This window comes from Streptomyces cupreus, assembly GCF_014257025.1.
Classification (GTDB): domain Bacteria; phylum Actinomycetota; class Actinomycetes; order Streptomycetales; family Streptomycetaceae; genus Streptomyces; species Streptomyces cupreus.
In genome coordinates this window covers 1-25417 of sequence record NZ_JACMSF010000086.1, presented here as the reverse complement: position 1 = coordinate 25417, position 25417 = coordinate 1, and the positions used below count along the sequence as shown (strand labels likewise).

The window sequence follows — 25417 nt, the reverse complement described above, 5'->3', positions numbered from 1 at the left end:
CCTCGACGCGCTGCGCTCCGGTGACGCCGAGCGGGCCGTGGGCATCGTCCACCGGCATGTCGGCTGGTTCTCGCACCTGGCCCGGGGTGAGGTCCGATGACCGCGGCCGCACTTCCGGGCGACCCCCCGGGCGGCCGGCGCGCCGTCGCAGTCTGGGGCATCGGCGTCTCGGTCTACTTCGTCGCCGTCATCTTCCGTACGTCCCTCGGGGTCGCCGGCCTCGACGCGGCCGACCGCTTCGACGTCAACGCCTCGGCCCTGTCCACCTTCTCGATCCTTCAGCTCATGGTCTACGCGGGCATGCAGATACCCGTCGGCCTGCTGGTCGACCGGCTCGGCACCAAGAAGGTGCTGACCATCGGCGTCGTGCTGTTCACGGCGGGACAACTGGGCTTCGCGTTCTCCCCGACGTACGGCATGGCCCTCGCCTCGCGGGCGCTGCTCGGCTGCGGTGACGCGATGACCTTCATCAGCGTGCTGCGGCTCGGCACCCGCTGGTTCCCGGCCCGCCGCGGACCGCTCGTCGCCCAGCTCGCGGGCCTCGCCGGAATGGCCGGCAACCTCGTCTCCACGCTGGTCCTGGCCCGGCTGCTGCACGGCGTCGGCTGGACGGCCGCCTTCGCGGGCAGTGCGGTCGCCGGGGTCGTCGTCCTCGTGCTGCTGCTCCTGTTCCTCAAGGACCACCCCGAGGGCCATGAACCGGAGCCCGTCCCGCACCGGGGCGCCACCTACGTCCGCCGCCAGATCGCCGCGTCCTGGCGGGAACCGGGCACCCGGCTCGGTCTGTGGGTGCACTTCACCACGCAGTTCCCGGCGATGGTGTTCCTGCTGCTGTGGGGACTGCCCTTCCTGGTCGAGGCCCAGGGCCTGTCCCGTGCCACCGCCGGCGAACTCCTCACCCTCGTCGTCCTGTCCAACATGGCGTTCGGCCTGGTCTACGGCCAGCTCGTCGCCCGGCACATCGGGGCGCGGCTCCCGCTGGCGCTCGGCACGGTCGGGGCGACCGCCCTGATGTGGGCGGCGACCCTCGCCTACCCCGCCGACCACGCCCCGATGTGGCTGCTGATCGTGCTGTGCACGGTGCTCGGCGCCTGCGGCCCCGCCTCGATGCTCGGCTTCGACTTCGCCCGCCCGGCCAACCCGCCGGAGCGCCAGGGCACCGCCTCCGGAATCACCAACATGGGTGGTTTCGTCGCCTCCATGACGACCCTGTTCGCGGTCGGTGTCCTCCTCGACGCGACCGGCGACGACTACACGATCGCCTTCTCGGCCGTGTTCGTGCTCCAGGCGCTCGGGGTCAGCCAGATCCTGCGGCTGCGCAGGCGGGCGGCCCTGCGGGAGCGGGAACGGCTGGTGGCGAGCCGGGTGGAGACGGTGCACGTCCCGGCGTGAGCGTTCAGCGCGCGGCGACCAGGGTGAGATAGGCGATCCCCAGCACCCCGCGGTAGTTCATCCACTGGCCCCGATGCCGGTCGAGCCGCTCCCGGGTCTCCGCCGCCGCCGGGTGCCCGGGGTTGTCGGCGAGCCACACCTCGGCGTCCGCCTGGTACCCCGACTCGAACTCCTCCCACTCGTCGCGGTTCGCCGTCTCCGTCCACTCGGGCCGGAAACCGGCGGCCACGGCGAGGTCGAGGAGGGTCGCGAGGTCGTGGTGATCCGACACGGCCGCCCCGGGCCACATCCCGGCGAGCTCCTGCGCGGTCGGGGTCCGCTCCCAGAACCCCTCCCCGAGCAGCACCCGCCCACCGTCACTGACGAGCCCGCGCAGCGCCCGGAGCGCCTCGACGGTGTGCTCGGGCGGGGCCACCGAGCTCAGCGCCTGACTGGACCCGAGGCACAGCACCAGATCGGCAGGCCCGAGCCCGCCGTCCTGCGCTGACTGTTCCCGGAACTCGACCCGCTCGGCGAGCCCACGCGCCTCGGCCTCATGACGCCCCCGGTCGAGATCCTCGGCGTTGATGTCGACACCGACCCCCGTCGCCTTCGGCGCCGCGGCCAGCACCCGCAGCATGAACTCACCCCAACCGCACCCGATGTCGAGCACGGTGGAGGGCTCGTTACCCGCAAGCCGCCCGATCAGACGCTCGGCCCGGGCCTCGGAGAGGGGGTTGTGAAAGGTGAGACGGCTGAGGCGGGACGGCCCGTCGGTCTTTGTGTCGGTCATGAGGGGCAGGCAAGCATCGAACTCACATGCGCCACAAGGCTTTTACGGCGGCCCCGCTACTGCGTCACCTTGAAGTTCCGCAGAATCGCCCCCGTGAGCGCCGAGTCCCCCTCCGCCTTGATCCGGTCCGCGGCCCCCTCCGGGGTCACCCGCCCACAGGCCAGCCGCACATATGTCTCCCAGTCCAGGGTCAGCGTCGCCGCGGGCCCCAGCGCGGGCGCCGTCTCCAGCGTGCCCCGCCCCTGGATGTCCACCCGGATCGTGCGCAGGAACTCGATCGGACCGTGCACATCGAACACGATCGCCGAACTCCGCGGAGCGTCCGACTTGTTCGCCACGATGTCCGGCAGCGCCGCAAGCAGCACGTCCCGCGCCACATGCGCACCCGGAGAGTCGAGGTTTCCCGGCCGGCCGAGCGCCGCGCGCAGATCCTGCTCATGGACCCACACATCGAACGCATGCCCCCGCATGGCCTCTTCGAGGGTCAGCTCCGTGCCCAGCGGGCCGCGCACCTTCGTGCCCGGGTCCCGGGACTCGTTGCGCAGCTGACGGTTGCGGCGGATGACCGTGTACTCCAGCTCGGAGGTCATCTCCGGCGCCGTGTGATGGCGGCGGACGTCGACCTGCATCTCCATGTAGCGCTGGTGGTCGTTGGTGACGTGGAAGAGGTCGCGCGGCAGCGTGTGGATGGGCCGCGGGTCGCCGAGCATCTCGCAGTCCAGGCCGATGACATGGGAGACCACGTCCCGGACCGACCAGCCCGGACATGGCGTACGCCGGTTCCACTCGCCCTCCACAAGGGGCGTGACGAGCTCGGCTATCGCTTCCACGGAGTGGGTCCAGGCGTCGGCGTAGGGCTGGAGGGTGGGATGCAGACTCACGGAACGGGACCCCTCGGCGGTCGGTACACGGGCAGGTGGTGGCGGCGATGCCAGTGGGAGGTGGCTGTCGGCGGGCGTCTTGGAACGTTAAGTTACGCTGCTGAGAGGCACCCCGGCAGTGCTTTCGTGTGACGATCGTAGGCCCGTGTGGACGGCTCGAATGCCAGGACGGTGGTAGTGTGCGCGCCTCTCTGATCCAGATCGCCGTAGACGAGGGCGAATCGGTCGAATCGCGCCGGGTGCGGGCGGCTTCCCTGGTACGGGGGCAGGCCGGGGCCGATCTGGTCGTCCTGCCGGAGCTGTGGACCACCGGCGCTTTCGCCTACGAGGAGTTCGCCGCCGAGGCCGAGCCGCTCGAAGGTCCGACCTACGAGGCGATGGCGAAGGGCGCGAGCGACGCGGGCGTCTGGCTGCACGCGGGCTCGATCCCCGAGCGTGACCCGGAGGGTCCGCTCTACAACACCTCCCTGGTCTTCTCTCCCTCCGGCGACCTGGCCGCCGTCTACCGCAAGATCCATCGCTTCGGTTTCGACAAGGGCGAGGCCGTGCTGATGGGCGCCGGGCGCGACCTGGTGACGGTCCGTCTGCCCGGGACCACCCTCGGCGTGGCCACCTGCTACGACCTCCGTTTCCCCGAACTCTTCCGCGGGCTCGTCGACGCCGGCGCCGAGACCCTGGTCATCCCCGCGGGCTGGCCGGAGCGCCGCCGGGCGCACTGGACGCTGCTGGCTCAGGCGCGGGCGGTGGAGAACCAGGCGTTCGTGCTCGCTTGTGGAACGGCCGGGACGCATGCGGGAGTTCCGCAGGCCGGTCACTCGATCGTGGTGGATCCCTGGGGCGAAATCCTCGCCGAGGCGGGTGCCGACGAGGAGATCCTCACGGTGGATTTCGACCCGGCGAAGGTCGCCATGACCCGGGAACAGTTCCCGGCGCTGAAGGACCGAGTCCTGTAGCAGCCGGTCAGTCCCCCGCCCGCTCCTTCTCCGCCAGGTGGATCACACACACCGCCACCGCGATCAGCAGCGCCGGATCCGCGTCCTCCCGTACGACGTCCACGCCGTAGGTCTCCCGGACGTGCAGCCGGCGCCGGGAGACCACGGCGAGCAGCTCACCCTCGTACTCGACGGCGAACTCCCGGTCGAGGATCTTGCCGCTGACGTCCAGCTCGGTGCTGCCGTCGGCCAGGGCCACCCGGTAGTGGTTGCGCAGCAGGGACAGCCGCTTGCGGCGGACGGTGGCGAGCGGCTCGCCGTCCCGCTCGATCAGCATGGTGTCGCGCAGCGCGAACATCTTCCGGCGGATGTCGATCAGGACGTGCCCCTGCCGGTCCTTCAGCTCGAAGGTGTCCCGCAGCCGCATCGCCTTGCCGTCGACGAGGAAGACCTTGTTGCCGTGGTCGTCCTCGATCCAGTAGTCGTCACCGATGCCGAGGAGCCGGTCGCGTACGAGGAATCTCATGACACCAGCGGTTCCCCGGCGCGCGGTCCGAAACGCCGCCGGTAGGCCGACGGGCTGAGCCCGGTCTCGCGCTGCAGCCGCGCCCGCAGGTTCGCCGCGCTGCCGAGCCCGCTGCGCGCCGCCACCACGTCGAGGCGCTCCTCCCCGCGCTCGATCAGCCGGCAGGCCAGCGCCACCCGCTCACCCGTCAGCCAGGCCAGCGGCGTCGTCCCCAGCTGGGTGCGGAACCGCCGATGGAGCGTGGCCGACGACACCGCGGCTCGCGCCGCCAGATCCGCCACCGTCAGCGGCTCCCCCAGCCGCTCCTGCGCCCAGGCGATCACCGGCCCGAGCGACTCATCCGGCACCTCGGGCACCGGCCGCTCCACGAACTGCCGCTGCCCGCCGTCCCGGTGGGCGGCGAAGACGAGCCGCCGGGAGACGGCGTTGGCGATCTCGGCGCCGTGGTCCTGCCGGACGAGGTACAGGCCGAGATCGAGCGCGGCGGCGCTGCCTGCAGCGGTGAGGATCCGCCCCTCGTCCACGAAGAGCACATCCGGTTCGAGCCGCACCCGCGGATGCAGCTCCCGGAACGCCTCGGCCCACATCCAGTGCGTGGTGGCCCGTAGCCCGTCCAGCACCCCGGCCTCGGCGAGCGCGAAGCTGCCCGTGCAGAAGCTCAGCACCCGAGCCCCGCGCGCGTGGGTGCGCCGGACGGCGTCCAGGACGGCGGCGGAACGCGGCACGACGTTGTCCGGCCGCCCCGGTACGACGAGGGTGTCGGCACCGTCCACGGCGTCGAGACCGGCCGTACCGGTCATCGTGAAGAACCCGTGGTTCATCCGCACCTCGCGCGTGGGCGTGCACAGCACCACCTCGTACAGCGGGCCCGGCAGCCCCAGTTCGGGCCGCGGCAGCCCGAACAGCTCGGTGGCGACGCCCACCTCGAAGGGGTTGGTGCCCTCGTCGACGATGACGGCGACCCGGTGGGGCCAGGGGTGCTGAGAGGATCCTTGCGCCATATGCGATTCCTAGCACTCGCGGCCCGCCCCCGGCCACCCGCACGATGACGGCATGACTCAGGAACCCGTCTCCCTGCCCGCCGCTCTGGCCTCCTTCACCGAGCAGTGGAGCCCCCGCATCGCCACCACGGTCAACGACTACGACGTCCGCGTCACCCACGTCGAGGGCGAACACCTCTGGCACACCCACGACGACACCGACGAGTTCTTCCTGGTCCTGTCCGGAGAACTACACATCTCGCTGCGCGAACCGTCCGGCGAACGCACGGTCGTCCTGCCACCCCTGTCCGTCTTCACGGTCCCCCGAGGCACCGAACACAAGCCCTACGCCCCCGTCCCCACCGACATCCTGCTCCTCGAACCCAGCGGCACCTCCACTGTCGGCGACCGCCACGAGGACGTGCCCGACCACGTCGACGTCACCACCGGACACACCCTGACGTGACTGTCGTTCATCACGGTCGCAGAGCGTGACCGGATCATCCGTACGCTGGAATCCAGAACGTCGCCGGTATGGACGATCAGACGCCGTAACCGTCGCTGTATCCGTCCCGCCGGTGATGGGGCCGCTCCTCGTCGATGACCGGCGTGGTCGGCGGCACCACCACCCGCCTGCGCCGGGCGATGCTGCTGAACGTCGTGACGCCGATCAGCCCGACGATCATCAGGATGACCCCGACGAGGTCGAGATTGACGCCCTCCATCTTCCAGTCGGTCGCGAACGTGAGGATGGCTCCCACGGCGATGAGGATGATGCACCCGCCGAGGCCCATGAGTGTCGCCTCCCTGTCCTGTGGTTCCGGTCGCGGGCGGGTACCCCTCACATCCGCGGCTACCCCTCCAGGAACGCCACCAGCACGTTCGCCAGCAGGAACGGGTCGTCCGCGCCGCACAGTTCGCGGGCGCTGTGCATGGACAGGATCGCCACGCCGATGTCGACGGTCCGGATGCCGTGCCGGGCCGCGGTGATCGGGCCGATGGTGGTGCCGCAGGGCATGGAGTTGTTGGAGACGAACGACTGGAAGGGCACGTCGGCGCGTTCGCAGGCGGCGGCGAACACCGCGCGGCCCGAACCGTCCGTGGCGTAGCGGTTGTTGACGTTGACCTTGAGGATCGGCCCGCCGTTGATCCGGGGGTGGTGCGTCGGGTCGTGCCGCTCCGCGTAGTTGGGGTGCACCGCGTGCCCGGTGTCGGAGGAGAGGCAGACGGTCCCGGCGAAGGCACGGGCCTTGTCCTCGTACGACCCTCCGCGCGCGAACACCGAACGCTCCAGCACCCCGCCGAGCAGCGGGCCGTCCGCGCCGGTGTCGGACTGCGAGCCGTTCTCCTCGTGGTCGAAGGCGGCGAGGACCGGGATGTAGGGGAGGCCGCCGCCGGACACCGCCGTCAGTGCGGCGGTCGCGGCGTGCACGGAGAGCAGGTTGTCCATGCGCGGCCCGGCCAGCAGCTCGCGGTCGCGGCCGAGGTAGGCGGGCGGTTCGACGGAGTGCACCATCAGGTCCCAGCCGCTGACCTCGCCCGCCGTGAGTCCGCTCTCCTGCTCCAGGAAGGCGATCAGGTCGCCGTCGCGCACATCGTCGCCGAGTCCCCAGACCGGCTGGAGGTGGCGCTGCTTGTCGAGCTTGAGGCCCTCCGAGGAGACCGCGCGGTCCAGGTGGATGGCGAGCTGGGGGACGCGCAGCAGCGGGCGGTCGATGTTGACGAGCCGGGTCGAGCCGTCGCGCAGGGTGAGCCGGCCGGCGAGGCCGAGATCGCGGTCGAGCCAGGAGTTGAGCAGGGGTCCGCCGTAGATCTCCACGGCCACCTGGCGCCAGCCGTGCGCCCCGGAGTCGGGCAGAGGCTTGACGCGCAGGTTGGGGGAGTCGGTGTGCGCCCCGACGATCCGGAACGGGGTGTGCGGGGCGGCGCCCTCGGGCACGTACCAGGCCACAATCGCGCCGCCGCGCACCACGTACTTGCCGCCGCTCGTCCCGTCCCAGGCGTCCGTCTCGGCGACCTGGCGGAACCCGGCCTTCTCCAGCCGCTCGGCGGTGTTCGCCACGGCGTGGTACGGCGACGGACTGGCCGCGAGGAAGGTCATGAGGTCGTCGGTGTGGCCGCGGTCGAAGCGGGAGGGTTCGCTCATGGGGTTCACCTTAACGACGTACGAGGGCCCGCCCCCGTTGATGAGGGGGCGGGCCCTGGTGGGAATGGGGGGTTGGGGCTAGAACGCGGCTTCGTCCAGCTCCATCAGGTCCAGTTCGACGCCCTGGGCGAGCTTGCGGGCGCCCGTGACGCCCGGCAGGACGTTGGCCGCGAAGAACTTCGCCGCCGCGATCTTGCCGGTGTAGAAGGCCTTGTCCTTGGCGGAGGCCGTCTCCAGCTTCTCCGCCGCGACCGCCGCGCCCTTGAGCAGCAGGTAGCCGACGACGACGTCACCGGAGGCCATCAGCAGGCGGGTGGTGTTCAGGCCGACCTTGTAGATGTTCTTGACGTCCTGCTCGGTGGCGGCCAGGTCGGTCAGCATCAGACCGACGATCGCCTCCAGCTCGACGGCGGCCTTGGCCAGGTGCTCGCGGGCGCCGGCCAGGTCCTCGCCGCCCGTGCCGAGCGCCAGGAACTTCTTGATGTCCTCGGCGAGGCCGTTCAGCGCGGCACCCTGGTTGCGGACGATCTTCCGGAAGAAGAAGTCCTGGCCCTGGATCGCGGTCGTGCCCTCGTACAGGGTGTCGATCTTGGCGTCGCGGATGTACTGCTCGATCGGGTACTCCTGCAGGAAGCCGGAGCCGCCGAAGGTCTGCAGCGACTGGGCGAGCTGCTCGTAACCCTTCTCGGAGCCGTAGCCCTTGACGATCGGCAGGAGCAGGTCGTTGAGCGCGTGCTCGGCCTTGGCGTCCTCGCCCGCGGCCTCCTTGACGGCGATCGCGTCCTGGATGGAGGCCGTGTAGAGGACGAGGGCGCGCATGCCCTCCGCGTACGCCTTCTGCGTCATCAGCGAGCGGCGTACGTCGGGGTGGTGGGTGATGGTGACCTTGGGCGCGGTCTTGTCCATGAAGTTCGCGAGGTCCGGACCCTGGACGCGCTCCTTGGCGTACTCAAGGGCGTTCAGGTAGCCGGTGGACAGCGTGGAGATCGCCTTCGTGCCGACCATCATGCGGGCGAACTCGATGATGCGGAACATCTGGCGGATGCCGTCGTGCCTGTCGCCGATCAGCCAGCCCTTGGCGGGGTGCTGGTCGCCGAAGGTCATCTCGCAGGTGTTGGAGGCCTTCAGGCCCATCTTGTGCTCGACGTTCGTGGCGTAGACGCCGTTGCGCTCGCCCAGCTCGCCGGTCTCGAAGTCGAAGAGGTACTTCGGGACGAGGAAGAGGGACAGGCCCTTGGTGCCGGGGCCGTGGCCCTCGGGGCGGGCGAGGACGTAGTGGAGGATGTTCTCCTCCATGTCGTGCTCACCGGAGGTGATGAAGCGCTTCACGCCCTCGATGTGCCAGGAGCCGTCCTCCTGCTGGATCGCCTTGGTGCGCCCGGCGCCGACGTCGGAGCCCGCGTCGGGCTCGGTCAGCACCATGGTGGAGCCCCAGGTCCGCTCCACGGCGATCTGGGCGATCTTCTTCTGGACGTCATTGCCCTCGTCGAAGAGGATCCCGGCGAAGGCCGGACCGGAGGAGTACATCCACACGGCCGGGTTGGCGCCGAGGATCAGCTCCGCGTACGACCAGATCAGCGACGGGGGAGCGGTGGTGCCGCCGATCTCCTCCGGGAGGCCGAGGCGCCAGTACTCGGACTCCATGAACGCCTTGTAGCTCTTCTTGAAGGACGCGGGGACCGGCGCGGTGTTCGTCTCGGGGTCGAAGACCGGCGGGTTGCGGTCGGCATCGGCGAAGGACTCCGCGAGGTCGTTCTCCGCGAGGCGGGTCATCTCATCGAGGATGCTTTTCGCGGTGTCCGTGTCCATCTCGGCGAAGGGTCCGGTGCCGTACAGCTTGTCGCGCCCGAGCACCTCGAAGAGGTTGAACTCGATGTCGCGGAGATTCGACTTGTAGTGCCCCATGGCGACGGCTCCGTAGAGGGATCGGCGAGGCACTGGATCCTCGCGCTAGTTCACGTACCAACAAGTAGCTACGATGATGCTACCCGTCGGTAATAAGCCGCAACCCCGATCCGTTCATCTGTGACGGGTCACACCGGAACCACCAGCGTGGCGGTGTATCCCTCTTCAGGACCGCCCTTCATGGCCGCCAGCTGCTGGTCGTGGCCATCGCTGAAAATGGTGTCCGTCTCGATCGAGAGTCGGCTGAGGTTGGACACACTCTCGCTGTAGCCGTCCGTTCTGTACACCGTTTCGCAGACATCCTTGGGGAAGGCGAGTTGCGAGGTGTTCGTGATGGCGGTGGCCGCCGTGGCGTCGGCGAGGCTTGCGTAGACCTCGAAGTGGATGTGCGGCCAGCGCCCGGGGTAGCAGCCGGGGAAGACGGTCGTGAAGGTGACCTGGCCCTGGTCGTCGGTCTCCTGCACGCCGCGCAGATAGTTCTCGTCCGTGACGCCCTCGGAGTACAGGGAGTAGGCGCCCTCCCGGTCGGCGTGCCACACATAGACGGCGGCGCCCCGCTTCGGCGTACCGCAGCCCGAGGCCGCGTCGACGACCGTCAGCGTGACGGTCAGGGGTACGCCCTCGGCGGTGCCGCCCGCCGAGTCGCCGAAGCTCTTGGTGATGTCGCCGCGGACGACACCGCTCTCCCTGAGGACGTTGACGCCGCCCGAGCCGTCGCCGGGGAAGGGGCCGGCGGTCTCGTCGGGGATGGTGGCGCACTCGGAGGAGCCACCGGCGGAGGAAGACGGCGAGGAGGCCGCGGAGGTGGTGGTGTCCTCCTCGGAAGTGCAGCCGACCAGCGGTATCAGGCCCGCCCCCGCCATCAGCCGGATCATCCGGCGGCGGGCGAGGACGGGAAGGTCGTAGGAGAGTCCGCGGTCGTGCTCGTGGACCTCGTCGTCGTGGTGGCTCCGCATGGAACGACGCTACGAGCGGCGGCCGCGCGAAAACCAGGGCGGCGGCTTGTCGAGTAGCTGTCGGTTTGCCGGGCTCCCGGTACCGGCCCGCTCGCCCCGCCCCTCTCGGTACGCTTGCGCTCATGTATGGATACGGCCAGCCCATGGATGGCGGCGCCGCACAGCAGGGGTACGCCCCGCCGCAGCAGCCCATGTCCGGCGGCTACGGCCAGCAGCCACCGCTCTACCCCGAGCCGTCCCCGCCCTCGCTCGCGGACGCGGTGCGGGCCTTCACCACCGGGCAGATGTCGGCGGAGGACTTCCAGCAGGTCTTCGCGACCTCGAAGGTCTACTGCCCGCGCGGCGACAACCCCGGCTTCCTCGCCCTGCACAACACCCAGCAGCCGGTGATCCCGATGTTCACCTCGCTGAAGGAGCTGCGCCGGTACGCGGGCAAGGAGTCCAAGTACTTCGTCATCACCGGCGCCGAGGTGATCGACCTCCTGCCGACCGGCTACGGCTTCGTCCTCGACATGGAGGGCGAACACCGCATGGTCTTCGACGCGAAGGCGGTCGAGCAGATGGTGGAGTTCGCAATGCGCCGGATGTACGGCTAGGCGTCGGCTGGACGACCCCCCACCGGGCCGGGCCGGAATATCCCTCCCCGGTTGTCACAGCCATGCCATAGAGTGCCCTCTGGCAGCCGCGCCCCGCACGCCACCGCCCTTCCGCGGTCCGCGTCCGGGTGCCGCGCGGCGCTTTCATCTCCCGGCAACCCCGGGATTCCTTGTGGGGGTTCATCACTGTGCGCATGCGCAGCACCTCGGCCGCGACGGCGCTCGCGGTCCTGTTCAGCTCGGCGGCGCTGAGCGCCGTGGCGGCCGGGCCGGCCTCGGCGGCCACCGCCGTGGTCGGCACGCCCGGCGGGATCGTCGCGGACGGCGTCCACCAGCGGGTCTTCGTCGGTGACACCGCGACCGGCATGATCGTGGCCGCCGACTACTCGGGCGCCGTGCTCGAATCGGTGAGCGGCGTCCCCGGAGTCACCGATCTGGCGCTGTCCGACGACGGCAGCACCCTGTACGCGGCGGCGCGGGCCAGCCACGAGATCGTGGCCCTCGACGCGGCCACCCTGGACGTCAAGGCCCGCTATCCGGTCGCCACCAACACGGGCCCGGTGTACGTCGAGTTCGCCGGGGGCAAGGTCTGGTTCAGCTACGGCGACCAGTGGGACGGCGACCTCGGTTCCGTCGACCCGTCGGTGGACCCGGCGACCGGCGCCGACCCGGTGGCGCTGGCCCAGCTCCCGACCGAGGGCACGGGGTCCGGGCTGTGGGGGCAGGCCCTGTTGGACACCGACCCGCTGCGGCCGGGCCTGCTGGCCGTCGGCGAGACCGGGGACTCCACGGGCACCGAGGCCGTCCTCGACGTGTCGAGCGGCACGCCCCAGGTGACCGCCTGGCACGACACCTCGTACGCCCTGAACGACGGCGTCGGGGACATCGACCTCGTCGCGGGCGGCGACCAGGTGCTCGTCAACGGCACCGACCGGCACGCCTACGCGAACGGCACCTTCGCCAAGGCCGGCGCCTACCCGGCCGGGCAGCGGGCCGACGTCGGTCGCAGCGGCCTCGTGGCCCAGGTCTCGGGCACCAAGGTCGCGATCTACCGGCCGAACGCCACGCAGCCGGTGCGCACCTACAGCACGGGCACGCAGTCCGCGGCCGCCGTGGCCTGGGCCCCGGACTCCTCCCGGGTCTTCGCCCTGGTCGCGAGCGGGAGCGGCTACACGCTCAAGGCGCTGACCGACCCGACCCTCAATGTTCCGACCCTCACGGTCAACGCCCCCTCGACCGCCACCCGCGCCAAGCCGCTCACCGTCACCGGCAAGATCTCGGCGACGGTGGCGTTGCCGGCCGGCGTCCAGCTGAGCGTCACCCGCACCGACCTGGAGAGCCCGAACGGCAAGGCGCTGGCCGCCGTCACGGTGAAGTCCGACGGCACCTACTCCTTCACGGACACCCCGCCGGCCGGCGGCAAGGTCAAGTACACGGTGAAGTACGCGGGCGACGCCACCCACACCACGGCGAGCGCCTCCGACACCGTCGACGTCTCCCGTGCCTCGACCTCGCTCAGCCTGAACAACAACGGCAAGCTGTACAGCTACGGCGCCGACGTCAAGTTCACCGCGCACCTCGGTACGACGTACAAGAACCGCTCGGTCGAGATCTGGGCCAACCCCTTCGGCAGCGACAAGCCCAACAAGCTGATCAAGAGCGGGACGGTCAACTCCGACGGCAACATCGCCGCCTGGGTGGACATGACCCGGGACACCACCGTCACCGCGGTGTTCAAGGGCGACGCCCGCTACAAGCCGAAGACGGTGAAGGTCACGGCCTACGCCAAGGTCAAGATCTCCACCGCCGTCTCCAAGCACTACAAGACGGCGAGCATCGGCTCCACGACGTACTACTGGTTCCACAAGAGCACCGACCCGCTGCTCACCACGACGATGACCTACTACCCGGGCCGTCAGCAGCGCTTCGACCTGCAGGTCTACTACGAGGGCAAGTGGTACTCGGCGGACTCGCAGTACTTCCCGCTCGGCACCAGCGGCATCTCCGCGGTGAGCCTGGGGGCGCCCGGTGAGTCGGGCATCCGGGCGCGGATGCGGTCGGTGTACGTCAACGGCTCGTCCGGTGACAGCGTGAACTCGACGACGTACGGGTCCTGGAAGTACCTGTACTTCAGCAACTGACCGGTCCGGCTCGGACGGGGAGGCCCGGAGGGAATGCCCTCCGGGCTTTTCCTGTTGGGGGTGGCAAGAAGTTCAACGCTCAACTAAAGTGGACGCACAAGGAGGTACCGACATGCCTGCAGTGACCGTCGAGAACCCGCTGACGCTGCCCCGTGTCGCCGCGCCCGCGGAGGCGGTGGCCCGTCCCGTGCTCGCCGTCACGACCGCGCCGAGCGGTTTCGAGGGTGAGGGCTTCCCGGTGCGCCGTGCGTTCGCCGGGATCAACTACCGCCATCTGGACCCGTTCATCATGATGGACCAGATGGGTGAGGTGGAGTATCAGCCCGGGGAGCCGAAGGGGACCCCGTGGCACCCGCACCGCGGCTTCGAGACCGTCACGTACATCATCGACGGGATCTTCGACCACCAGGACTCCAACGGCGGTGGCGGCACCATCACCAACGGCGACACCCAGTGGATGACGGCAGGCGCCGGCCTGCTGCACATCGAGGCCCCGCCGGAGCATCTCGTCGTCAGCGGCGGGCTCTTCCACGGGCTCCAGCTGTGGGTGAACCTCCCGGCCAAGGACAAGATGATGCCCCCGCGCTACCAGGACATCCGCGGCGGCAACGTCCAGCTGCTGACCACTCCGGACGGCGGCGCGCTCCTGCGGGTCATCGCCGGCGAGCTGGACGGCCACCAGGGCCCCGGTATCACCCACACCCCGATCACGATGCTGCACGCCACGCTGGCGCCGGGCTCGGAGATCACCCTGCCCTGGCGCGAGGACTTCAACGGCCTGGCCTACGTGCTGGCGGGCAAGGGTTCGGTCGGCGCGGAACGCCGTCCGATCCACCTCGGTCAGACGGCGGTCTTCGGCGCCGGCTCCTCGCTGACCGTCCGCGCGGACGAGAAGCAGGACTCCCACACCCCGGACATGGAGGTCGTGCTCCTCGGCGGACAGCCCATCCGTGAGCCCATGGCCCACTACGGCCCGTTCGTCATGAACACCCGCGAGGAGCTCCAGCAGGCCTTCGAGGACTTCCAGAAGGGCCGCCTCGGCACCATTCCGGCCGTCCACGGGATGACCGAGGGCGGTCTGTAGGCCGCGTACTGACACCCCGTCACCCGGGTGGGTCCGCCGGAAGGTGGGCCCACCCCTCGCGTGATCGGGTGGGAGTGTGCAGGACTCCCGAGCGCTGCTTCCCGAACCCGTGCGGCGGGTCGGAGCCTGGTGTGCCGTGCTGCTGCTGGCCGCCGGGGTCGTGTACGTCGGCATCCTGCTCTGCGCGGAACTGCGTACCGCCATCGTGCCCGTGCTGCTCGCGCTGCTCGGCAGTGCCCTGCTCGGGCCCTTCCACCGGCGCCTGGTCAAGGCGCGGGTCAACCGGTCGATCGCCGCCGCGGTCACCTGTGTCGCCGTCGTGGCCGTGGTCGGCGGCGCCGTGTACATCGTGGTGGCCGCGCTCATCGACACCGGGGACCAGATCATCGCCTCGCTCAGGGACGCGGCCGAGGATCTCGCCGATCACTTCGGGGCCGCCGGCACCTCGCTGGACGACCTCGCCTCCAACGCCAGGGAACTGCTCACCAAGTTCGGCGGCACCGCCGCCTCGGGCGTCATCAGCGGGGTCAGCGTCGTCGGCGAGACCATCGCCATGGCCGTACTGGCGCTGCTGCTCGTCTTCTTCTTCCTGCGCGACTCCGACCGGGTCGCCGGGGCTCTGCGGTCGATGGCGCCGCAGGGGACCGCCGACACCGTGGAGGCGATGGCCCGGCGGGCCTTCGAGGCCGTCCAGGGGTTCATGCGGGGGACGACGTTCATCGCGTTCATCGACTCCCTCTGCATCACCGTCGGCCTGCTGATCCTGGACGTGCCGGGCGCCGTCGGACTCGGCGCGCTCGTCTTCGTCGGCGCCTACATCCCCTACCTCGGCGCCTTCATCTCCGGCGCCGTCGCCGTGCTGGTCGCGCTCGCCGACCGGGGGTTCGTGATCGCGCTGTGGGCGCTCGGGATCGTCCTCGCCGTGCAGGTGCTGGAGGGGCATGTGCTCCAGCCGCTGATCCAGAGCCGGACCGTGCAGATGCACCCGGCGGTGGTGATGGTGACGATCACCGCGGGCGCCTCCGTGGCCGGCGTCCTCGGCATGCTGCTGGCGGTCCCGCTGACGGCGGCGGCCTTCGGGGTGGTCCATGAACTGCGTACGCGCTACGGCACCTCCTGAACCCCTTCCGTCAGCTCGAACCAGATGCTCTTGCCCTCGCCCCGCGGATCCACCCCCCAGGTGTCCGCGAGCAGCTCGATCAGCATCAATCCGCGCCCGGAGGAGGCCAGTTCGCCGGGTCGGCGCTTGTGGGGCAGGTCGTCGCTGGTGTCGGTGACCTCCACCCGTATCCGGCGCCCGCCCACCTCGCCGCGCACCTCGGCCAGCAGCAGGGCGTCGGCGTCGGTGTGCACGAGGACGTTGGTCAGCGTCTCGGACAGCAGCAGGACCGCGGAGTCGACCTGCTCGGCGGAGGGCCAGTCGTGCAGCAGCTCGCGCAGTTGCTGCCGGGCCACCGCGACCCGCTCGGGCTCGTCCTGGGCCACCGTCAGCATCGTGCGGCGCACCATGGGCCGTACGACTACGGTGTCACCGCAGCCGCAGCCCTCCCCGTCGCGGGCCAGCAGCACAACGGCTATGTCGTCCTCGCGCCGGTCGGCCAGCGGGCCGGTGGTGTGGTGCGAGGAGGGCCCGTGCACGGCCTGCAGCAGGGCGTCGGCCAGCTCCTCCGGATCGCCCTTGTGCTCCTCCAGGATCTCGCGGATCCGCTTCCAGCCGGTCTCCAGATCGTGGCCGCCGGTCTCGATCAGACCGTCGGTGCACAGCAGCATCGTCTCGCCGGGCTCCATGGTGAGCCTGGTCGTCGGATAGTCCGCGTCCGGATCGATGCCGAGCGGCAGCCCGCCCGCCGTCGGCCGGGTCAGCACCGTGCCGTCCGCCATCCGGACCGCCGGATCCGGATGACCGGCGCGGGCGATGTCCAGGGTCGCCGTCGCGGGGTCCACCTCGACGTACAGGCAGGTCGCGAAGCGCAGGTCGAGGAGCTCGGAGTCGCCGTCCGTCATGCCGTGCAGGAAGCGGGAGGCGCGGGAGAGCACGGCGTCCGGGCGGTGCCCTTCGGAGGCGTAGGCGCGCAGGGCGATCCGCAGCTGGCCCATCAGCCCGGCGGCCCGTACGTCATGGCCCTGCACATCCCCGATGACCAGGGCGAACTTCCCTCCCCCAGAGGGGGTGCCCCCAGGCAGCGGGATCATGTCGTACCAGTCACCGCCGACCTGGAGGCCGCCGCCGGTGGGCACATAGCGGGCGGCGACGCTCATGCCCGGTATCGCCTGCGGGCCGAGCATGGGCAGCATCGAGCGCTGGAGCCCGTCGGTGAGCTCCCGCTGGGTCTCCGCCGCCCCGGCCCGGGACAGCGCCTGCGCCAGCATCCGGGCCACCGTCGTCAGCACCGACCGCTCGTCGGGTGTGAAGGCGACCGGATAGGCGAACGCCGCCATCCAGGCGCCCATCGTCCGCCCGGCCACCGTCAGCGGCAGGAAGGCCCAGGAGTGGCGGCCGAAGTGTGCGGCGAGCGGCCAGGTCAGCGGGTAGCGGGAGCGGTACTGCTCGGGGGAGGAGAGATAGACCGCCCGGCCGGTGCGCACTACCTCTGCGGCCGGATAGTCGGTCTGCAGGGACATGTGCGTGAAGGGGCCCTCGTCGCCGGGCTGCTGCCCGTGATGGCCGATGATCGTCAGCCGGTCCGCCTCCACGCCGAACACCGCGAGCCCGTCCGGGGAGAACCCCGGCATCGAAAGGCCCGCCGCGACCCGTAGCACCTCCGCCGTGGACCGCGCCTCCGCCAGCGCCCGGCCCGCGTCCAGCAGGAAGGCCTCACGGGAGCGCCGCCAGTCCCCCGTGACCGCCCGCCGCCCGGCCGGGGTGCCCGGCTCCGGCTCGGTGACCTCCTGAAGGGTGCCGACCACCTCGTAGGCCCGTTTGCCCTGGTCGAAGGCGGGTTTGAAGCGGCTGCGGGTGACCCGGACCACCTCGCCCCGCTCGTCCATGATCCGCACCCGCACCTCGCCGATCGTGTCCTCGGCGACGGCGAGCTGGATCACCCCGCCGATCTCGTTCCAGTCGACGGGGTGGAGCCGGGCCCGCACCTGGGACTCCCTGAGGGTCGCCCGTATCGTGGGCAGCCCGAGCAGTCTGGCCGCCTCGGCGTCCACCGTGACCAGGCCGGTGGCGGTGGACCAGTGCCATTGGCCCGTCGCCAGGGCGGCGAGGACTTCCCCCACTGCGGGCAGGGGCTCACCAGTGCGCATTGACCCACTCTATGAACAGGCGATCGAACCCTGCCACCGAAGGCCCCCCGGTCAATGGTGGGGAGCCGATCTTGGGGTGGCCGGTAGGCTTGGACCTGTTTCACGTGAAACAGGTCCCCGATCCGCGAAGACTGGATGAACGACGATGCATCGGTACAGGTCCCACACCTGCGGCGAGCTCCGCGCCTCTGACGTCGAAAGCGACGTCCGGCTGAGTGGCTGGCTGCACAATCGGCGCGACCTGGGCGGCATCCTCTTCATCGATCTGCGCGACCACTACGGCATCACGCAGCTCGTCGCCCGCCCCGGCACCCCCGCCTACGAGGCCCTGGACAAGCTCTCCAAGGAGTCCACGGTCCGGGTGGACGGCAAGGTTGTTTCACGTGGAACCGAGAACGTGAACCCCGACCTGCCCACCGGCGAGATCGAGGTCGAGGTCGGCGAGGTCGAGCTGCTCGGCGCCGCCGCTCCGCTGCCGTTCACGATCAACACCGAGGACGGCGTCAACGAAGAGCGGCGCCTTGAGTACCGCTTCCTCGATCTGCGTCGCGAGCGCATGCACAAGAACATCATGCTGCGTACGGCGGTCATCTCCGCGATCCGGCACAAGATGACGGCGCTGGGCTTCAACGAGATGGCGACCCCGATCCTGTCCGCGACCTCCCCCGAGGGCGCCCGTGACTTCGTGGTCCCCTCCCGTCTGAACCCGGGCAAGTTCTACGCCCTCCCCCAGGCGCCGCAGCAGTTCAAGCAGCTGCTGATGATCTCGGGCTTCGACCGCTACTTCCAGATCGCGCCCTGCTTCCGCGACGAGGACGCCCGCGCCGACCGTTCGCCGGGCGAGTTCTACCAGCTCGACGTCGAGATGAGCTTCGTCGAGCAGGAGGACGTCTTCCAGCCGATCGAGAAGCTCATGACGGAGCTGTTCGAGGAGTTCGGGGGCGGCCGCCATGTCACCTCGCCGTTCCCGCGGATCCCGTTCCGCGAGGCGATGCTGAAGTACGGCTCCGACAAGCCGGACCTGCGGGCCCAGCTGGAGCTCGTCGACATCACCGACGTCTTCGAGGGCTCGGAGTTCAAGGCCTTCGCCGGCAAGCACGTGCGTGCGCTGGCGGTGCCGGACGTCTCCGCGCAGCCCCGGAAGTTCTTCGACCAGCTCGGCGACTTCGCCGTCTCGCTGGGCGCGAAGGGCCTGGCCTGGGTGCGCGTGGCCGAGGACGGCTCGCTGACCGGACCGATCGCGAAGTTCCTCACCGAGGAGAACGTCGCCGAGCTGACCAAGCGCCTCTCGCTCGCCGCGGGGCACGCCGTGTTCTTCGGCGCGGGCGAGTTCGACGAGGTCTCGAAGATCATGGGCGCGGTGCGGGTGGAAGCCGCCAAGCGTGCCGGGCACTTCGAGGAGAACGTCTTCCGGTTCTGCTGGATCGTCGACTTCCCGATGTACGAGAAGGACGAGGAGACCGGGAAGATCGACTTCTCGCACAACCCGTTCTCCATGCCGCAGGGCGGCCTTGAGGCCCTTCAGACCCAGGACCCGCTGGACATCCTGGGCTGGCAGTACGACATCGTCTGCAACGGCGTCGAGCTGTCCTCCGGCGCCATCCGGAACCATGAGCCGGAGATCATGCTCAAGGCCTTCGAGATCGCGGGCTACGACCGGGACACCGTCGAGGAGCAGTTCGCCGGCATGCTGCGGGCCTTCCGCTTCGGCGCCCCGCCGCACGGCGGTATCGCCCCGGGCGTCGACCGCATCGTGATGCTGCTCGCGGATGAGCCCAACATCCGCGAGACGATCGCCTTCCCGCTCAACGGCAACGCCCAGGACCTGATGATGGGCGCGCCGACGGAGCTGGAGGAGGCCCGGCTGAAGGAACTGCACCTGTCGGTGCGCAAGCCGCAGCCGAAGTAAGCGCCTGAACGAAGGGCCCGGAACCGCCGTGATCGGTTCCGGGCCCTTTCAGCTTTCACAGGCAGCCACAGCCCGCACCCACGCTCCTTACAGGGCTCTTACCCAGCGTCCGGGGGCATGACGGGAAACCACACGGCCCAAGGGCCGAAGCACAAACGGGACGTGACGCGTCGTAAGGTCGTCGTCGCTGGAGCCGGGGCGGTCGCCGCGGTGGGCGTGGGCGGCACGCTCGCGGCGGGCGCCTTCGCCGACGAGACGAGCGGGACCGGCTCCACGACCGAGACCTGCTACAAGCTCGCCTCGGAGACCACAGATCGACTCAGAGACCTGCAAGCCGATCCGTAAACGCGGCCGTCGACATCTGGCACGGCGACCGCGTTGCGCATCCACCTTCGACGGGTTGGCCATGACGTAGCCGCCGGTCAGGTCCGCCTGGCGGCTGGAGACGGCCACCTGGTCCGCCGTCCCGTCGCCGTTCAGGTCGCCGAGCGCGACGGCCTCCAGGGAGCCGGGGTCGATGGTGTGCGCGGCGGAGCCGAAGGTACCGGTCCGGCTGAACGGGCCCTTGAAGGCGGCGGCCCCGTCGTAACCACCCGCCAGGACCTGGGTCTTCGCACCGGCCCCGGTGCTGAGCGCGGCCACGGACGTGCCCTAGTAGAGCGGGTCGTCGGACGGCGACGGCAGATCGGTGCCGCTCGTCAGCCCGCTCTTGCTGCCCCAAAGGACCGTCACCGTACCGGAGTTCGCCCCCCTGGACGTGTCCTCGTACGGCGAGCCCACCACCAGGTCGGCATACCCGTCCCGGTTCAGGTCGGCCGTGGCGGTGGCCGCGCCGAAGCGGTCGTACGCCTCGGCCGTGCCAGGGACTCCGGATGTGTTCTGCGTGATCGTCTTACGACGGCTCGCCGCGAGCCCCGACGACGGGCCGTACAGCACGACGACCGCGCCCGCCGCCTGTTTGCCGGACACATGGGCGCCCGGCGCGGGCAGCACGGCGTCCTTTTAGCCGTCGCCGTTGAAGTCCCCCGGCACCCCGCCGTGCACCGCGGCCGCCGGTTTGGCCGGCATCAGCGCGCCCACCGTCAGCCCCGCCGCCACGAACGCGGCGACACCCCATCTGCGCATCCGAGCCTCTCCCACCCCGTACATCACGCGCGAGGTGTAAAGGCGCCCGGTGTCACACGGACCCCGGGCGCCTCAACCTGTGAACCACCTGTCTACGAAAGGCTCTTGTAGCCCTGTCAGCCCTTGTCGCCGGATGCGGCGATCTTCCGGGTACGGCGGCGCAGGGCCGGGCCGAGGCGGACCAGGACTCGCTTCTCGATGCCGGTGACGCGGCGCTCGACGGCGGCGAGCTGCTTGCGTGCGGCCGCCAGTTGCTTGATCGCGGCGTCCAGCTGCTCGGCCGTCTTCGCGGCGTTCTTCTCGGCGGCGGCCAGCTTGCTCCGCAGTTCGTCGTTCTTCTTGGTGACGGTCGTGAGCTTGGTCTCGGACACGGTGATCCGCTCGCGCAGCCGGCTGACGCGGTAGCGCATCTGGCCGTCCTCCGTGCCGTCCCAGACCTGCATCGAGGCGGGCAGGTCCAGGGAGGCGACGCGGGCGTCGTAGGCGGCACCACCGTCGCCGTGCTGGTAGGCGTTGTCCAGGCCGTTGCGGGTGAGGAACGCGGTAATGCGGTCGAAGCGCTCGCCGTGGCCCTTGATCATCGCCGAGAAGTCGGCGGCCTCGTACAGGTCACGCGGGTCGGTGTCGGCGGACAGCGCGGAGAGCTGACGGTGCGGGATGTCGAAGTACCGGCACAGCTCCAGGGTGCGCGAGTCATGGGTGAGGACGACGGCGGGCGTGCCGGCCAGCAGGGCGGCGATGTTGCCGTGGATGCGGGTGCCGTACGCGAAGTCGTAGCCGCGCAGCTCGTCGATCCAGGTCGCCGGGTCCAGCGGCATGCGCACCTTGTTCTCGCGCAGCAGGTCGTGGGTCAGCAGCTTCGGGAAGGGGTCCTCGGCGCCGGACTCGGGCGTGGTGTCGCCCCACAGCAGCAGCTCCGCGTCCACGGTGTTCTGCGCGTAGTAGGTGAGGTTCGGGTAGTGCGCGTGGGCGTACTGGGCGATGCCGGATATGGGGCCGACGGGGCGTGCGTTCGGCGACATGTTGATGGCGATGCGGGAGTCGGCGGTGATCTCCGTGGCGCGGATCGCCGGGAAGGTGTCGCCGTACAGGAACATCGACGGGCAGCCCATGATGTCGATGTTGCTGTCCGCGACGCCGTGGTCCCTGAGATAGCGGGCGGTGAGCTCGCCGCGGACGCCGATGGACGCGGAGCGGTCGAGGACCGCCCGCGCGAAGCGCTTCACGGAGGCTTCCATCGGCTTGAGCATGTCGGTCGCGTAGTCGTCGGTGGCCTGCGCGCCGACACCGAACACGACCACCGGGATGGTGAGCTGCTCGATCAGCTTGGAGAGCCGGTCCAGGGAGGCCTGGAACTGGGGGCGGAAGGCGTTGGCGAGCGGGACGACGAAGACGTCGTACTGCTCGTTGATCTCCGCGGCCCGCTCGGCGGAGTGGTTGGTGCGGATGCCGTTGGAGGTGACCTCGGTGTCCGGCGTCGTCAGCATCTTGTGGGCGGAGTCGCTGAAGAGCAGATTGCCCGTGTTCGTCCCGATGAGGTCCTGGTGGATGAACTCGGTGGGACTGGCGACCCGGAGAGGGCTCTTTCCGGATCGGATCAGGATGCGCTTCACGACGTTCCTTGATGCAGATGCGCCTCCTGCGAGGCGAGCGGTGAATGTTGAAATCGAACACTATACGGAAGTAAATGAATAGTGAAGAAGTCGTCACCGCCCGCCCAACTGCGGGTGACTACCGCACGGCTACCGCGCGACGTACTGGGTGAGGATCGCCTGGACCTCGTAGATGTCCACGCCCTTGGTGAAGGTCTTGGTGATCGGCATCTGAGTGCCGGAGACCCAGATCTTCAGTTCGGCATCGAGGTCGAAGGTGCCGGCCGTCTCCACCGCGAAGTGGGTGATGCTGCGGTAGGGGATGGAGTGGTACTCCGTCTTCTTACCGGTGATGCCCTGCTTGTCGACCAGGATCAGACGGCGGTCGGTGAACAGGATGGTGTCGCGAATCAGCAGGTAGGCGGCGTGCACCGTCTCGCCCTGCCCGAGCAGCCTGGCGTAGTCCTGCGCGGCCTGCGCCGGGTCGATCGGGTGTGCGTTGCCGAAAAGAGCCATGAGAGGACCCCCCACTCGAACGTCATGCGGCCTTGACCGGCCACATGATCATGGCCAGATATACCCGTTGAGTGAGGGGTCCGAGAAGGGCTGTTACGCGGCTGTTTCCCCGCCGAAGCGCTCCTTGTACGTCTCCAGGTCCTCGTCCGTCAGCTTGGCGAACAGGACCGGGGGGACCGTGAAGGGTGTGCCGGACGGGACGGAGGTCAGGGACTTCGCCTCGGAGGGGGAGACCCAGGTGGCGTTGTCGTCGGTGAGCGTGAAGGCCCCGCGCATGGCCGACGAGGTGGACGGGATGAACGGCTCCGAGACCACCGCGTACAGATGGATCAGGTTCATCGCCGTGCGCAGGGTCAGGGCCGCGCCGTCCTTGTTCGTCTTGATCTCCAGCCAGGGGGCCTTCTCCTCCAGGTAGGAGTTGCCCGCGGACCACAGGGCGCGGAGCGCCGCGGCGGCCTTACGGAACTGGAGGGCCTCCATGTGCTCCTCGTACTCGGCGAGCAGCCGCGCGATCTCCTCGCCGAGCCGCGTCTCCGCCTCGCCCGGCTCGCCGCCAGCCGGGACCTCCTCGCCGAAGCGCTTCTTGGAGAAGGAGAGGACTCGGTTGACGAAGTTGCCCAGGGTGTCGGCCAGGTCCTTGTTCACCGTCGCCGTGAAGTGCTCCCAGGTGAAGGAGGAGTCGTCCGACTCGGGGGCGTTGGCGATGAGGAAGTAGCGCCAGTAGTCGGCGGGGAGGATGTCCAGCGCCTGGTCCGTGAAGACGCCCCGCTTCTGGCTGGTGGAGAACTTGCCGCCGTAGTACGTCAGCCAGTTGAAGGCCTTGACGTAGTCGACCTTCTTCCACGGCTCGCGCACGCCGAGTTCGGTGGCGGGGAACATCACGGTGTGGAAGGGGACATTGTCCTTCGCCATGAACTCGGTGTAGCGGACGCTGGTGTCCACGTCGTACCACCACGACTTCCAGTCGCGGTTCTCCGGGTCCTGGTCGGCCCACTCCTTCGTCGCGCCGATGTACTCGATCGGGGCGTCGAACCAGACGTAGAAGACCTTGCCCTCCGCCGCCAGCTCCGGCCAGGTGTCGGCCGGGACCGGGACGCCCCAGTCCAGGTCACGGGTGATCGCGCGGTCGTGCAGGCCCTCGGTGAGCCACTTGTGGGCGATGGAGGAGGCCAGGTGCGGCCAGTCCTTGTCGTGCCGGGCGACCCACTCGCGGACCTCGTTCTCCAGCTTGGACTGGAGCAGGAAGAGGTGCTTGGTCTCGCGGACCTCCAGGTCCGTGGAGCCGGAGATCGCCGAGCGCGGGTTGATCAGATCGGTCGGGTCCAGTACGCGCGTGCAGTTCTCGCACTGGTCGCCGCGGGCCTTGTCGTAGCCGCAGTGGGGGCAGGTGCCCTCGACGTAGCGGTCCGGGAGGAAGCGGCCGTCGGCGGGGCTGTACACCTGCCGGATCGCCCGCTCCTCGATGAAGCCGTTCTCGTTCAGCTTGCGGGCGAAGTGCTGGGTGATCTCCCGGTTCTCCGGGCTTGAGCTGCGGCCGAAGTAGTCGAAGGCCAGCGCGAAGCCGTCGTAGACCGCCTTCTGCGCGTCGTGCGCCTGCGCGCAGAACTCGTCGACGGGGAGGCCCTGCTCCTTCGCCGCCAGCTCGGCGGGGGTGCCGTGCTCGTCGGTCGCGCAGATGTACAGGACGTCGTGGCCGCGCTGGCGCAGGTACCGGGAGTACACGTCCGCCGGGAGCATGGACCCCACCATGTTGCCCAGGTGCTTGATCCCGTTGATGTACGGAAGGGCGCTGGTGATGAGGTGTCGAGCCATGGTTTGGCTGCTCCCAGGTCGGTCGTTTGCGAACCTTGAAATCGTAGCCGACATGGGTGGGCCGCCCGCTTCCCGTTTTAAGGGGTGGAAAGCGGGCGGCCGGGGTTCCGCGGGTTCTGCTTACGGGCGCCAGTTCTCCAGTACGCCGGTGTAGAGCTCGGTGTCGGTGAGCTCGCGGGGGGTGGGGCCCGCGTGGAAGAAGGACGAGTTGCCGGTCTTCAGTTTGCGGAGGTAGTCGAATGCCTTGTTGTCGTGCTCACCGAAGGCGACGAAGGCGAAGTGGATGTGGGGGTGGTTCTTCGCGGCGTCGGTGAGGGCCTGGGTGGCGGGGGTCTTCGCGTCCGGGGCGCCGTCGGTCTGGAAGATCACGAGGGCGGGGGTGGCCGGGCTCTCGGACTTCTGGTGGGTGGCGACCACTTCCTCCACGGCTACGTGGTAGCTGGTACGGCCCATGCGGCCGAGGGCCGCGTGCATGTCGTCGATCTTGTTCTCGTGCTCGGAGAGGGTGAGCTCGCCGGTGCCGTCGAGTTCGGTGGAGAAGAAGGTGACGTGGACCGTGGCCTCGGGGTCGAGGTGGGCGGCGAGGGCGAGGGTCTGCTCGGCGAGGGCCTGGGCGGAGCCGTCCTTGTAGTACGGGCGCATGCTCGCGGAGCGGTCGAGGACGAGGTAGGTCTTGGCGCGGGCGCCGGTGAGGTTGTGCTTCTTGAGGGCGGTGGCGGCGGATTTGTAGGCGGTGGTGAGGGAGGGAGCGTGGGTCTCAAGGCGGTCGAGGGTGGCGGCGGGGCCCTGCGGGACGACCTCGCCATCGGCTGCCACGGGCTCGTCGGCTGCGGGCTCGGCGGCCACCGGCTCGGCGGCCACCGGCTCGTCGGCCACCGGCTCGGCGACCACCGGCTCGGCGAC

General features: G+C 69.8%; 23 protein-coding genes and 3 pseudogenes. 10 read left to right on the top strand and 16 right to left on the bottom strand.

Annotated features, from left to right (window positions below; genetic code table 11):
• Window positions 1–100 (top strand): annotated as a pseudogene (locus tag H4N64_RS46005) (GntR family transcriptional regulator); the annotation flags it as partial.
• Entirely contained in the window at window positions 97–1392 is a 1296-nt protein-coding gene (locus tag H4N64_RS40505; RefSeq protein WP_186287632.1) for an MFS transporter, read from the top strand. The pseudogene H4N64_RS46005 and the gene H4N64_RS40505, both read left to right, overlap by 4 nt.
• Before the next feature lie 4 nt (window positions 1393–1396).
• Here the strand turns inward: H4N64_RS40505 and H4N64_RS40500 are convergent, their stop codons facing one another.
• Window positions 1397–2164, bottom strand: coding sequence for an SAM-dependent methyltransferase (locus H4N64_RS40500; RefSeq protein ID WP_186287631.1), 768 nt, complete (start codon window positions 2162–2164; stop codon window positions 1397–1399).
• Window positions 2165–2220: 56 nt separating this feature from the next.
• The gene (locus tag H4N64_RS40495) at window positions 2221–3045 is read right to left on the bottom strand and encodes a maleylpyruvate isomerase family mycothiol-dependent enzyme (RefSeq protein ID WP_186287630.1); all 825 of its coding nucleotides are present in this window, start codon (window positions 3043–3045) and stop codon (window positions 2221–2223) included.
• Window positions 3046–3224: 179 nt separating this feature from the next.
• On the opposite strand from H4N64_RS40495, the gene H4N64_RS40490 reads away from it, so the two are divergent.
• On the top strand, window positions 3225–3998 hold the full coding sequence (locus H4N64_RS40490) for a nitrilase-related carbon-nitrogen hydrolase (RefSeq protein ID WP_186287629.1): 774 nt from the start codon (window positions 3225–3227) through the stop codon (window positions 3996–3998).
• A gap of 7 nt (window positions 3999–4005) precedes the next feature.
• Here H4N64_RS40490 and H4N64_RS40485 read toward each other — a convergent pair whose 3' ends face one another.
• Entirely contained in the window at window positions 4006–4503 is a 498-nt protein-coding gene (locus tag H4N64_RS40485) for an LURP-one-related/scramblase family protein (RefSeq protein ID WP_186287628.1), read from the bottom strand.
• Window positions 4500–5504, bottom strand: coding sequence for a GlxA family transcriptional regulator (locus H4N64_RS40480; protein ID WP_186287627.1), 1005 nt, complete (start codon window positions 5502–5504; stop codon window positions 4500–4502). Before H4N64_RS40480 ends, H4N64_RS40485 begins: the two co-directional genes overlap by 4 nt.
• A 52-nt stretch (window positions 5505–5556) precedes the next feature.
• Between H4N64_RS40480 and H4N64_RS40475 the strand changes: the two genes are divergently transcribed.
• Window positions 5557–5949, top strand: coding sequence for a cupin domain-containing protein (locus tag H4N64_RS40475; protein ID WP_186287626.1), 393 nt, complete (start codon window positions 5557–5559; stop codon window positions 5947–5949).
• A 76-nt stretch (window positions 5950–6025) separates the two neighbouring features.
• On the opposite strand, the gene H4N64_RS40470 is transcribed toward H4N64_RS40475, so the two are convergent.
• The 4 genes from H4N64_RS40470 to H4N64_RS40455 all read right to left on the bottom strand — a co-directional run bounded on the left by H4N64_RS40470 (window position 6026) and on the right by H4N64_RS40455 (window position 10490).
• Window positions 6026–6277: a DUF6458 family protein gene (locus tag H4N64_RS40470; protein ID WP_186287625.1), complete on the bottom strand. Its 252-nt coding sequence runs from the start codon at window positions 6275–6277 to the stop codon at window positions 6026–6028.
• Between the two features lie 59 nt (window positions 6278–6336).
• On the bottom strand, window positions 6337–7629 hold the full coding sequence (locus H4N64_RS40465; RefSeq protein WP_186287624.1) for a M18 family aminopeptidase: 1293 nt from the start codon (window positions 7627–7629) through the stop codon (window positions 6337–6339).
• A gap of 78 nt (window positions 7630–7707) precedes the next feature.
• Window positions 7708–9534, bottom strand: a complete 1827-nt coding sequence (locus H4N64_RS40460) for an acyl-CoA dehydrogenase (protein WP_186287623.1) — start codon at window positions 9532–9534, stop codon at window positions 7708–7710.
• 128 nt (window positions 9535–9662) lie between these two features.
• Window positions 9663–10490 carry a dioxygenase family protein gene (locus H4N64_RS40455; RefSeq protein WP_186287622.1) on the bottom strand — a complete coding sequence of 276 codons (828 nt, stop codon included), beginning with the start codon at window positions 10488–10490 and terminating at the stop codon, window positions 9663–9665.
• Window positions 10491–10612: 122 nt separating this feature from the next.
• Here H4N64_RS40455 and H4N64_RS40450 point away from each other — a divergent pair, with 122 nt between their 5' ends.
• The 4 genes from H4N64_RS40450 (at window position 10613) to H4N64_RS40435 (ending at window position 15431) form a co-directional block, all read left to right on the top strand.
• Window positions 10613–11086, top strand: coding sequence for an SseB family protein (locus tag H4N64_RS40450; protein ID WP_186287621.1), 474 nt, complete (start codon window positions 10613–10615; stop codon window positions 11084–11086).
• A 194-nt stretch (window positions 11087–11280) separates the two neighbouring features.
• Window positions 11281–13227, top strand: a complete 1947-nt coding sequence (locus tag H4N64_RS40445; RefSeq protein WP_186287620.1) for a YncE family protein — start codon at window positions 11281–11283, stop codon at window positions 13225–13227.
• Window positions 13228–13339: 112 nt separating this feature from the next.
• Complete coding sequence (locus H4N64_RS40440; RefSeq protein ID WP_186287619.1) at window positions 13340–14311, top strand: pirin family protein; 972 nt, start codon at window positions 13340–13342, stop codon at window positions 14309–14311.
• Between the two features lie 76 nt (window positions 14312–14387).
• Window positions 14388–15431 carry an AI-2E family transporter gene (locus tag H4N64_RS40435; protein WP_186287618.1) on the top strand — a complete coding sequence of 348 codons (1044 nt, stop codon included), beginning with the start codon at window positions 14388–14390 and terminating at the stop codon, window positions 15429–15431.
• On the opposite strand, the gene H4N64_RS40430 is transcribed toward H4N64_RS40435, so the two are convergent.
• A complete protein-coding gene (locus H4N64_RS40430; RefSeq protein WP_186287617.1) occupies window positions 15416–17560 on the bottom strand; it encodes an ATP-binding SpoIIE family protein phosphatase in 2145 nt (714 codons plus the stop codon). The genes H4N64_RS40435 and H4N64_RS40430 overlap by 16 nt on opposite strands.
• Before the next feature lie 145 nt (window positions 17561–17705).
• Between H4N64_RS40430 and aspS the strand changes: the two genes are divergently transcribed.
• Both aspS and H4N64_RS40420 read left to right on the top strand, forming a co-directional pair.
• On the top strand, window positions 17706–19469 hold the full coding sequence (gene aspS / locus H4N64_RS40425; protein WP_186287616.1) for an aspartate--tRNA ligase: 1764 nt from the start codon (window positions 17706–17708) through the stop codon (window positions 19467–19469).
• A gap of 117 nt (window positions 19470–19586) precedes the next feature.
• Window positions 19587–19843 (top strand): annotated as a pseudogene (locus tag H4N64_RS40420) (dioxygenase); the annotation flags it as partial.
• 55 nt (window positions 19844–19898) lie between these two features.
• On the opposite strand, the pseudogene H4N64_RS46580 reads toward H4N64_RS40420, so the two are convergent.
• From H4N64_RS46580 to H4N64_RS40395, 7 genes and pseudogenes are all read right to left on the bottom strand, one after another.
• Window positions 19899–20111: pseudogene (locus H4N64_RS46580) on the bottom strand (VCBS repeat-containing protein); the annotation flags it as partial.
• Between the two features lie 9 nt (window positions 20112–20120).
• The gene (locus tag H4N64_RS45995) at window positions 20121–20462 is read right to left on the bottom strand and encodes an FG-GAP repeat protein (RefSeq protein ID WP_336246945.1); all 342 of its coding nucleotides are present in this window, start codon (window positions 20460–20462) and stop codon (window positions 20121–20123) included.
• 9 nt (window positions 20463–20471) lie between these two features.
• Window positions 20472–20594: a hypothetical protein gene (locus tag H4N64_RS45990; protein ID WP_260860274.1), complete on the bottom strand. Its 123-nt coding sequence runs from the start codon at window positions 20592–20594 to the stop codon at window positions 20472–20474.
• 116 nt (window positions 20595–20710) lie between these two features.
• Window positions 20711–22207, bottom strand: a complete 1497-nt coding sequence (locus H4N64_RS40410) for a polysaccharide pyruvyl transferase family protein (RefSeq protein ID WP_186287615.1) — start codon at window positions 22205–22207, stop codon at window positions 20711–20713.
• A 129-nt stretch (window positions 22208–22336) separates the two neighbouring features.
• The gene (locus tag H4N64_RS40405; RefSeq protein WP_186287614.1) at window positions 22337–22702 is read right to left on the bottom strand and encodes a PH domain-containing protein; all 366 of its coding nucleotides are present in this window, start codon (window positions 22700–22702) and stop codon (window positions 22337–22339) included.
• A 93-nt stretch (window positions 22703–22795) separates the two neighbouring features.
• Window positions 22796–24514 carry a methionine--tRNA ligase gene (gene metG, locus H4N64_RS40400; RefSeq protein WP_186287613.1) on the bottom strand — a complete coding sequence of 573 codons (1719 nt, stop codon included), beginning with the start codon at window positions 24512–24514 and terminating at the stop codon, window positions 22796–22798.
• A 120-nt stretch (window positions 24515–24634) separates the two neighbouring features.
• The coding region (locus tag H4N64_RS40395) for a VWA domain-containing protein (protein WP_186287612.1) at window positions 24635–25417 on the bottom strand (783 nt) is incomplete at its 5' end.

Bases quoted from the DNA above. Each gene is read 5' to 3' on its own strand.
- H4N64_RS40500 (WP_186287631.1), bottom strand. From the start codon at position 2,164: ATGACCGACACAAAGACCGACGGGCCGTCCCGCCTCAGCCGTCTCACC.
- H4N64_RS40480 (WP_186287627.1), bottom strand. From the start codon at position 5,504: ATGGCGCAAGGATCCTCTCAGCACCCCTGGCCCCACCGGGTCGCCGTC.
- H4N64_RS45990 (WP_260860274.1), bottom strand. From the start codon at position 20,594: ATGCGCAGATGGGGTGTCGCCGCGTTCGTGGCGGCGGGGCTGACGGTG.
- H4N64_RS40430 (WP_186287617.1), bottom strand. From the start codon at position 17,560: ATGCGCACTGGTGAGCCCCTGCCCGCAGTGGGGGAAGTCCTCGCCGCC.
- H4N64_RS40405 (WP_186287614.1), bottom strand. From the start codon at position 22,702: ATGGCTCTTTTCGGCAACGCACACCCGATCGACCCGGCGCAGGCCGCG.
- H4N64_RS40485 (WP_186287628.1), bottom strand. From the start codon at position 4,503: ATGAGATTCCTCGTACGCGACCGGCTCCTCGGCATCGGTGACGACTAC.
- aspS (WP_186287616.1), top strand. From the start codon at position 17,706: ATGCATCGGTACAGGTCCCACACCTGCGGCGAGCTCCGCGCCTCTGAC.
- H4N64_RS40465 (WP_186287624.1), bottom strand. From the start codon at position 7,629: ATGAGCGAACCCTCCCGCTTCGACCGCGGCCACACCGACGACCTCATG.
- H4N64_RS40455 (WP_186287622.1), bottom strand. From the start codon at position 10,490: ATGCGGAGCCACCACGACGACGAGGTCCACGAGCACGACCGCGGACTC.
- H4N64_RS40475 (WP_186287626.1), top strand. From the start codon at position 5,557: ATGACTCAGGAACCCGTCTCCCTGCCCGCCGCTCTGGCCTCCTTCACC.
- H4N64_RS40445 (WP_186287620.1), top strand. From the start codon at position 11,281: ATGCGCAGCACCTCGGCCGCGACGGCGCTCGCGGTCCTGTTCAGCTCG.
- H4N64_RS40440 (WP_186287619.1), top strand. From the start codon at position 13,340: ATGCCTGCAGTGACCGTCGAGAACCCGCTGACGCTGCCCCGTGTCGCC.
- H4N64_RS40505 (WP_186287632.1), top strand. From the start codon at position 97: ATGACCGCGGCCGCACTTCCGGGCGACCCCCCGGGCGGCCGGCGCGCC.
- H4N64_RS40450 (WP_186287621.1), top strand. From the start codon at position 10,613: ATGTATGGATACGGCCAGCCCATGGATGGCGGCGCCGCACAGCAGGGG.
- metG (WP_186287613.1), bottom strand. From the start codon at position 24,514: ATGGCTCGACACCTCATCACCAGCGCCCTTCCGTACATCAACGGGATC.
- H4N64_RS40460 (WP_186287623.1), bottom strand. From the start codon at position 9,534: ATGGGGCACTACAAGTCGAATCTCCGCGACATCGAGTTCAACCTCTTC.
- H4N64_RS40470 (WP_186287625.1), bottom strand. From the start codon at position 6,277: ATGGGCCTCGGCGGGTGCATCATCCTCATCGCCGTGGGAGCCATCCTC.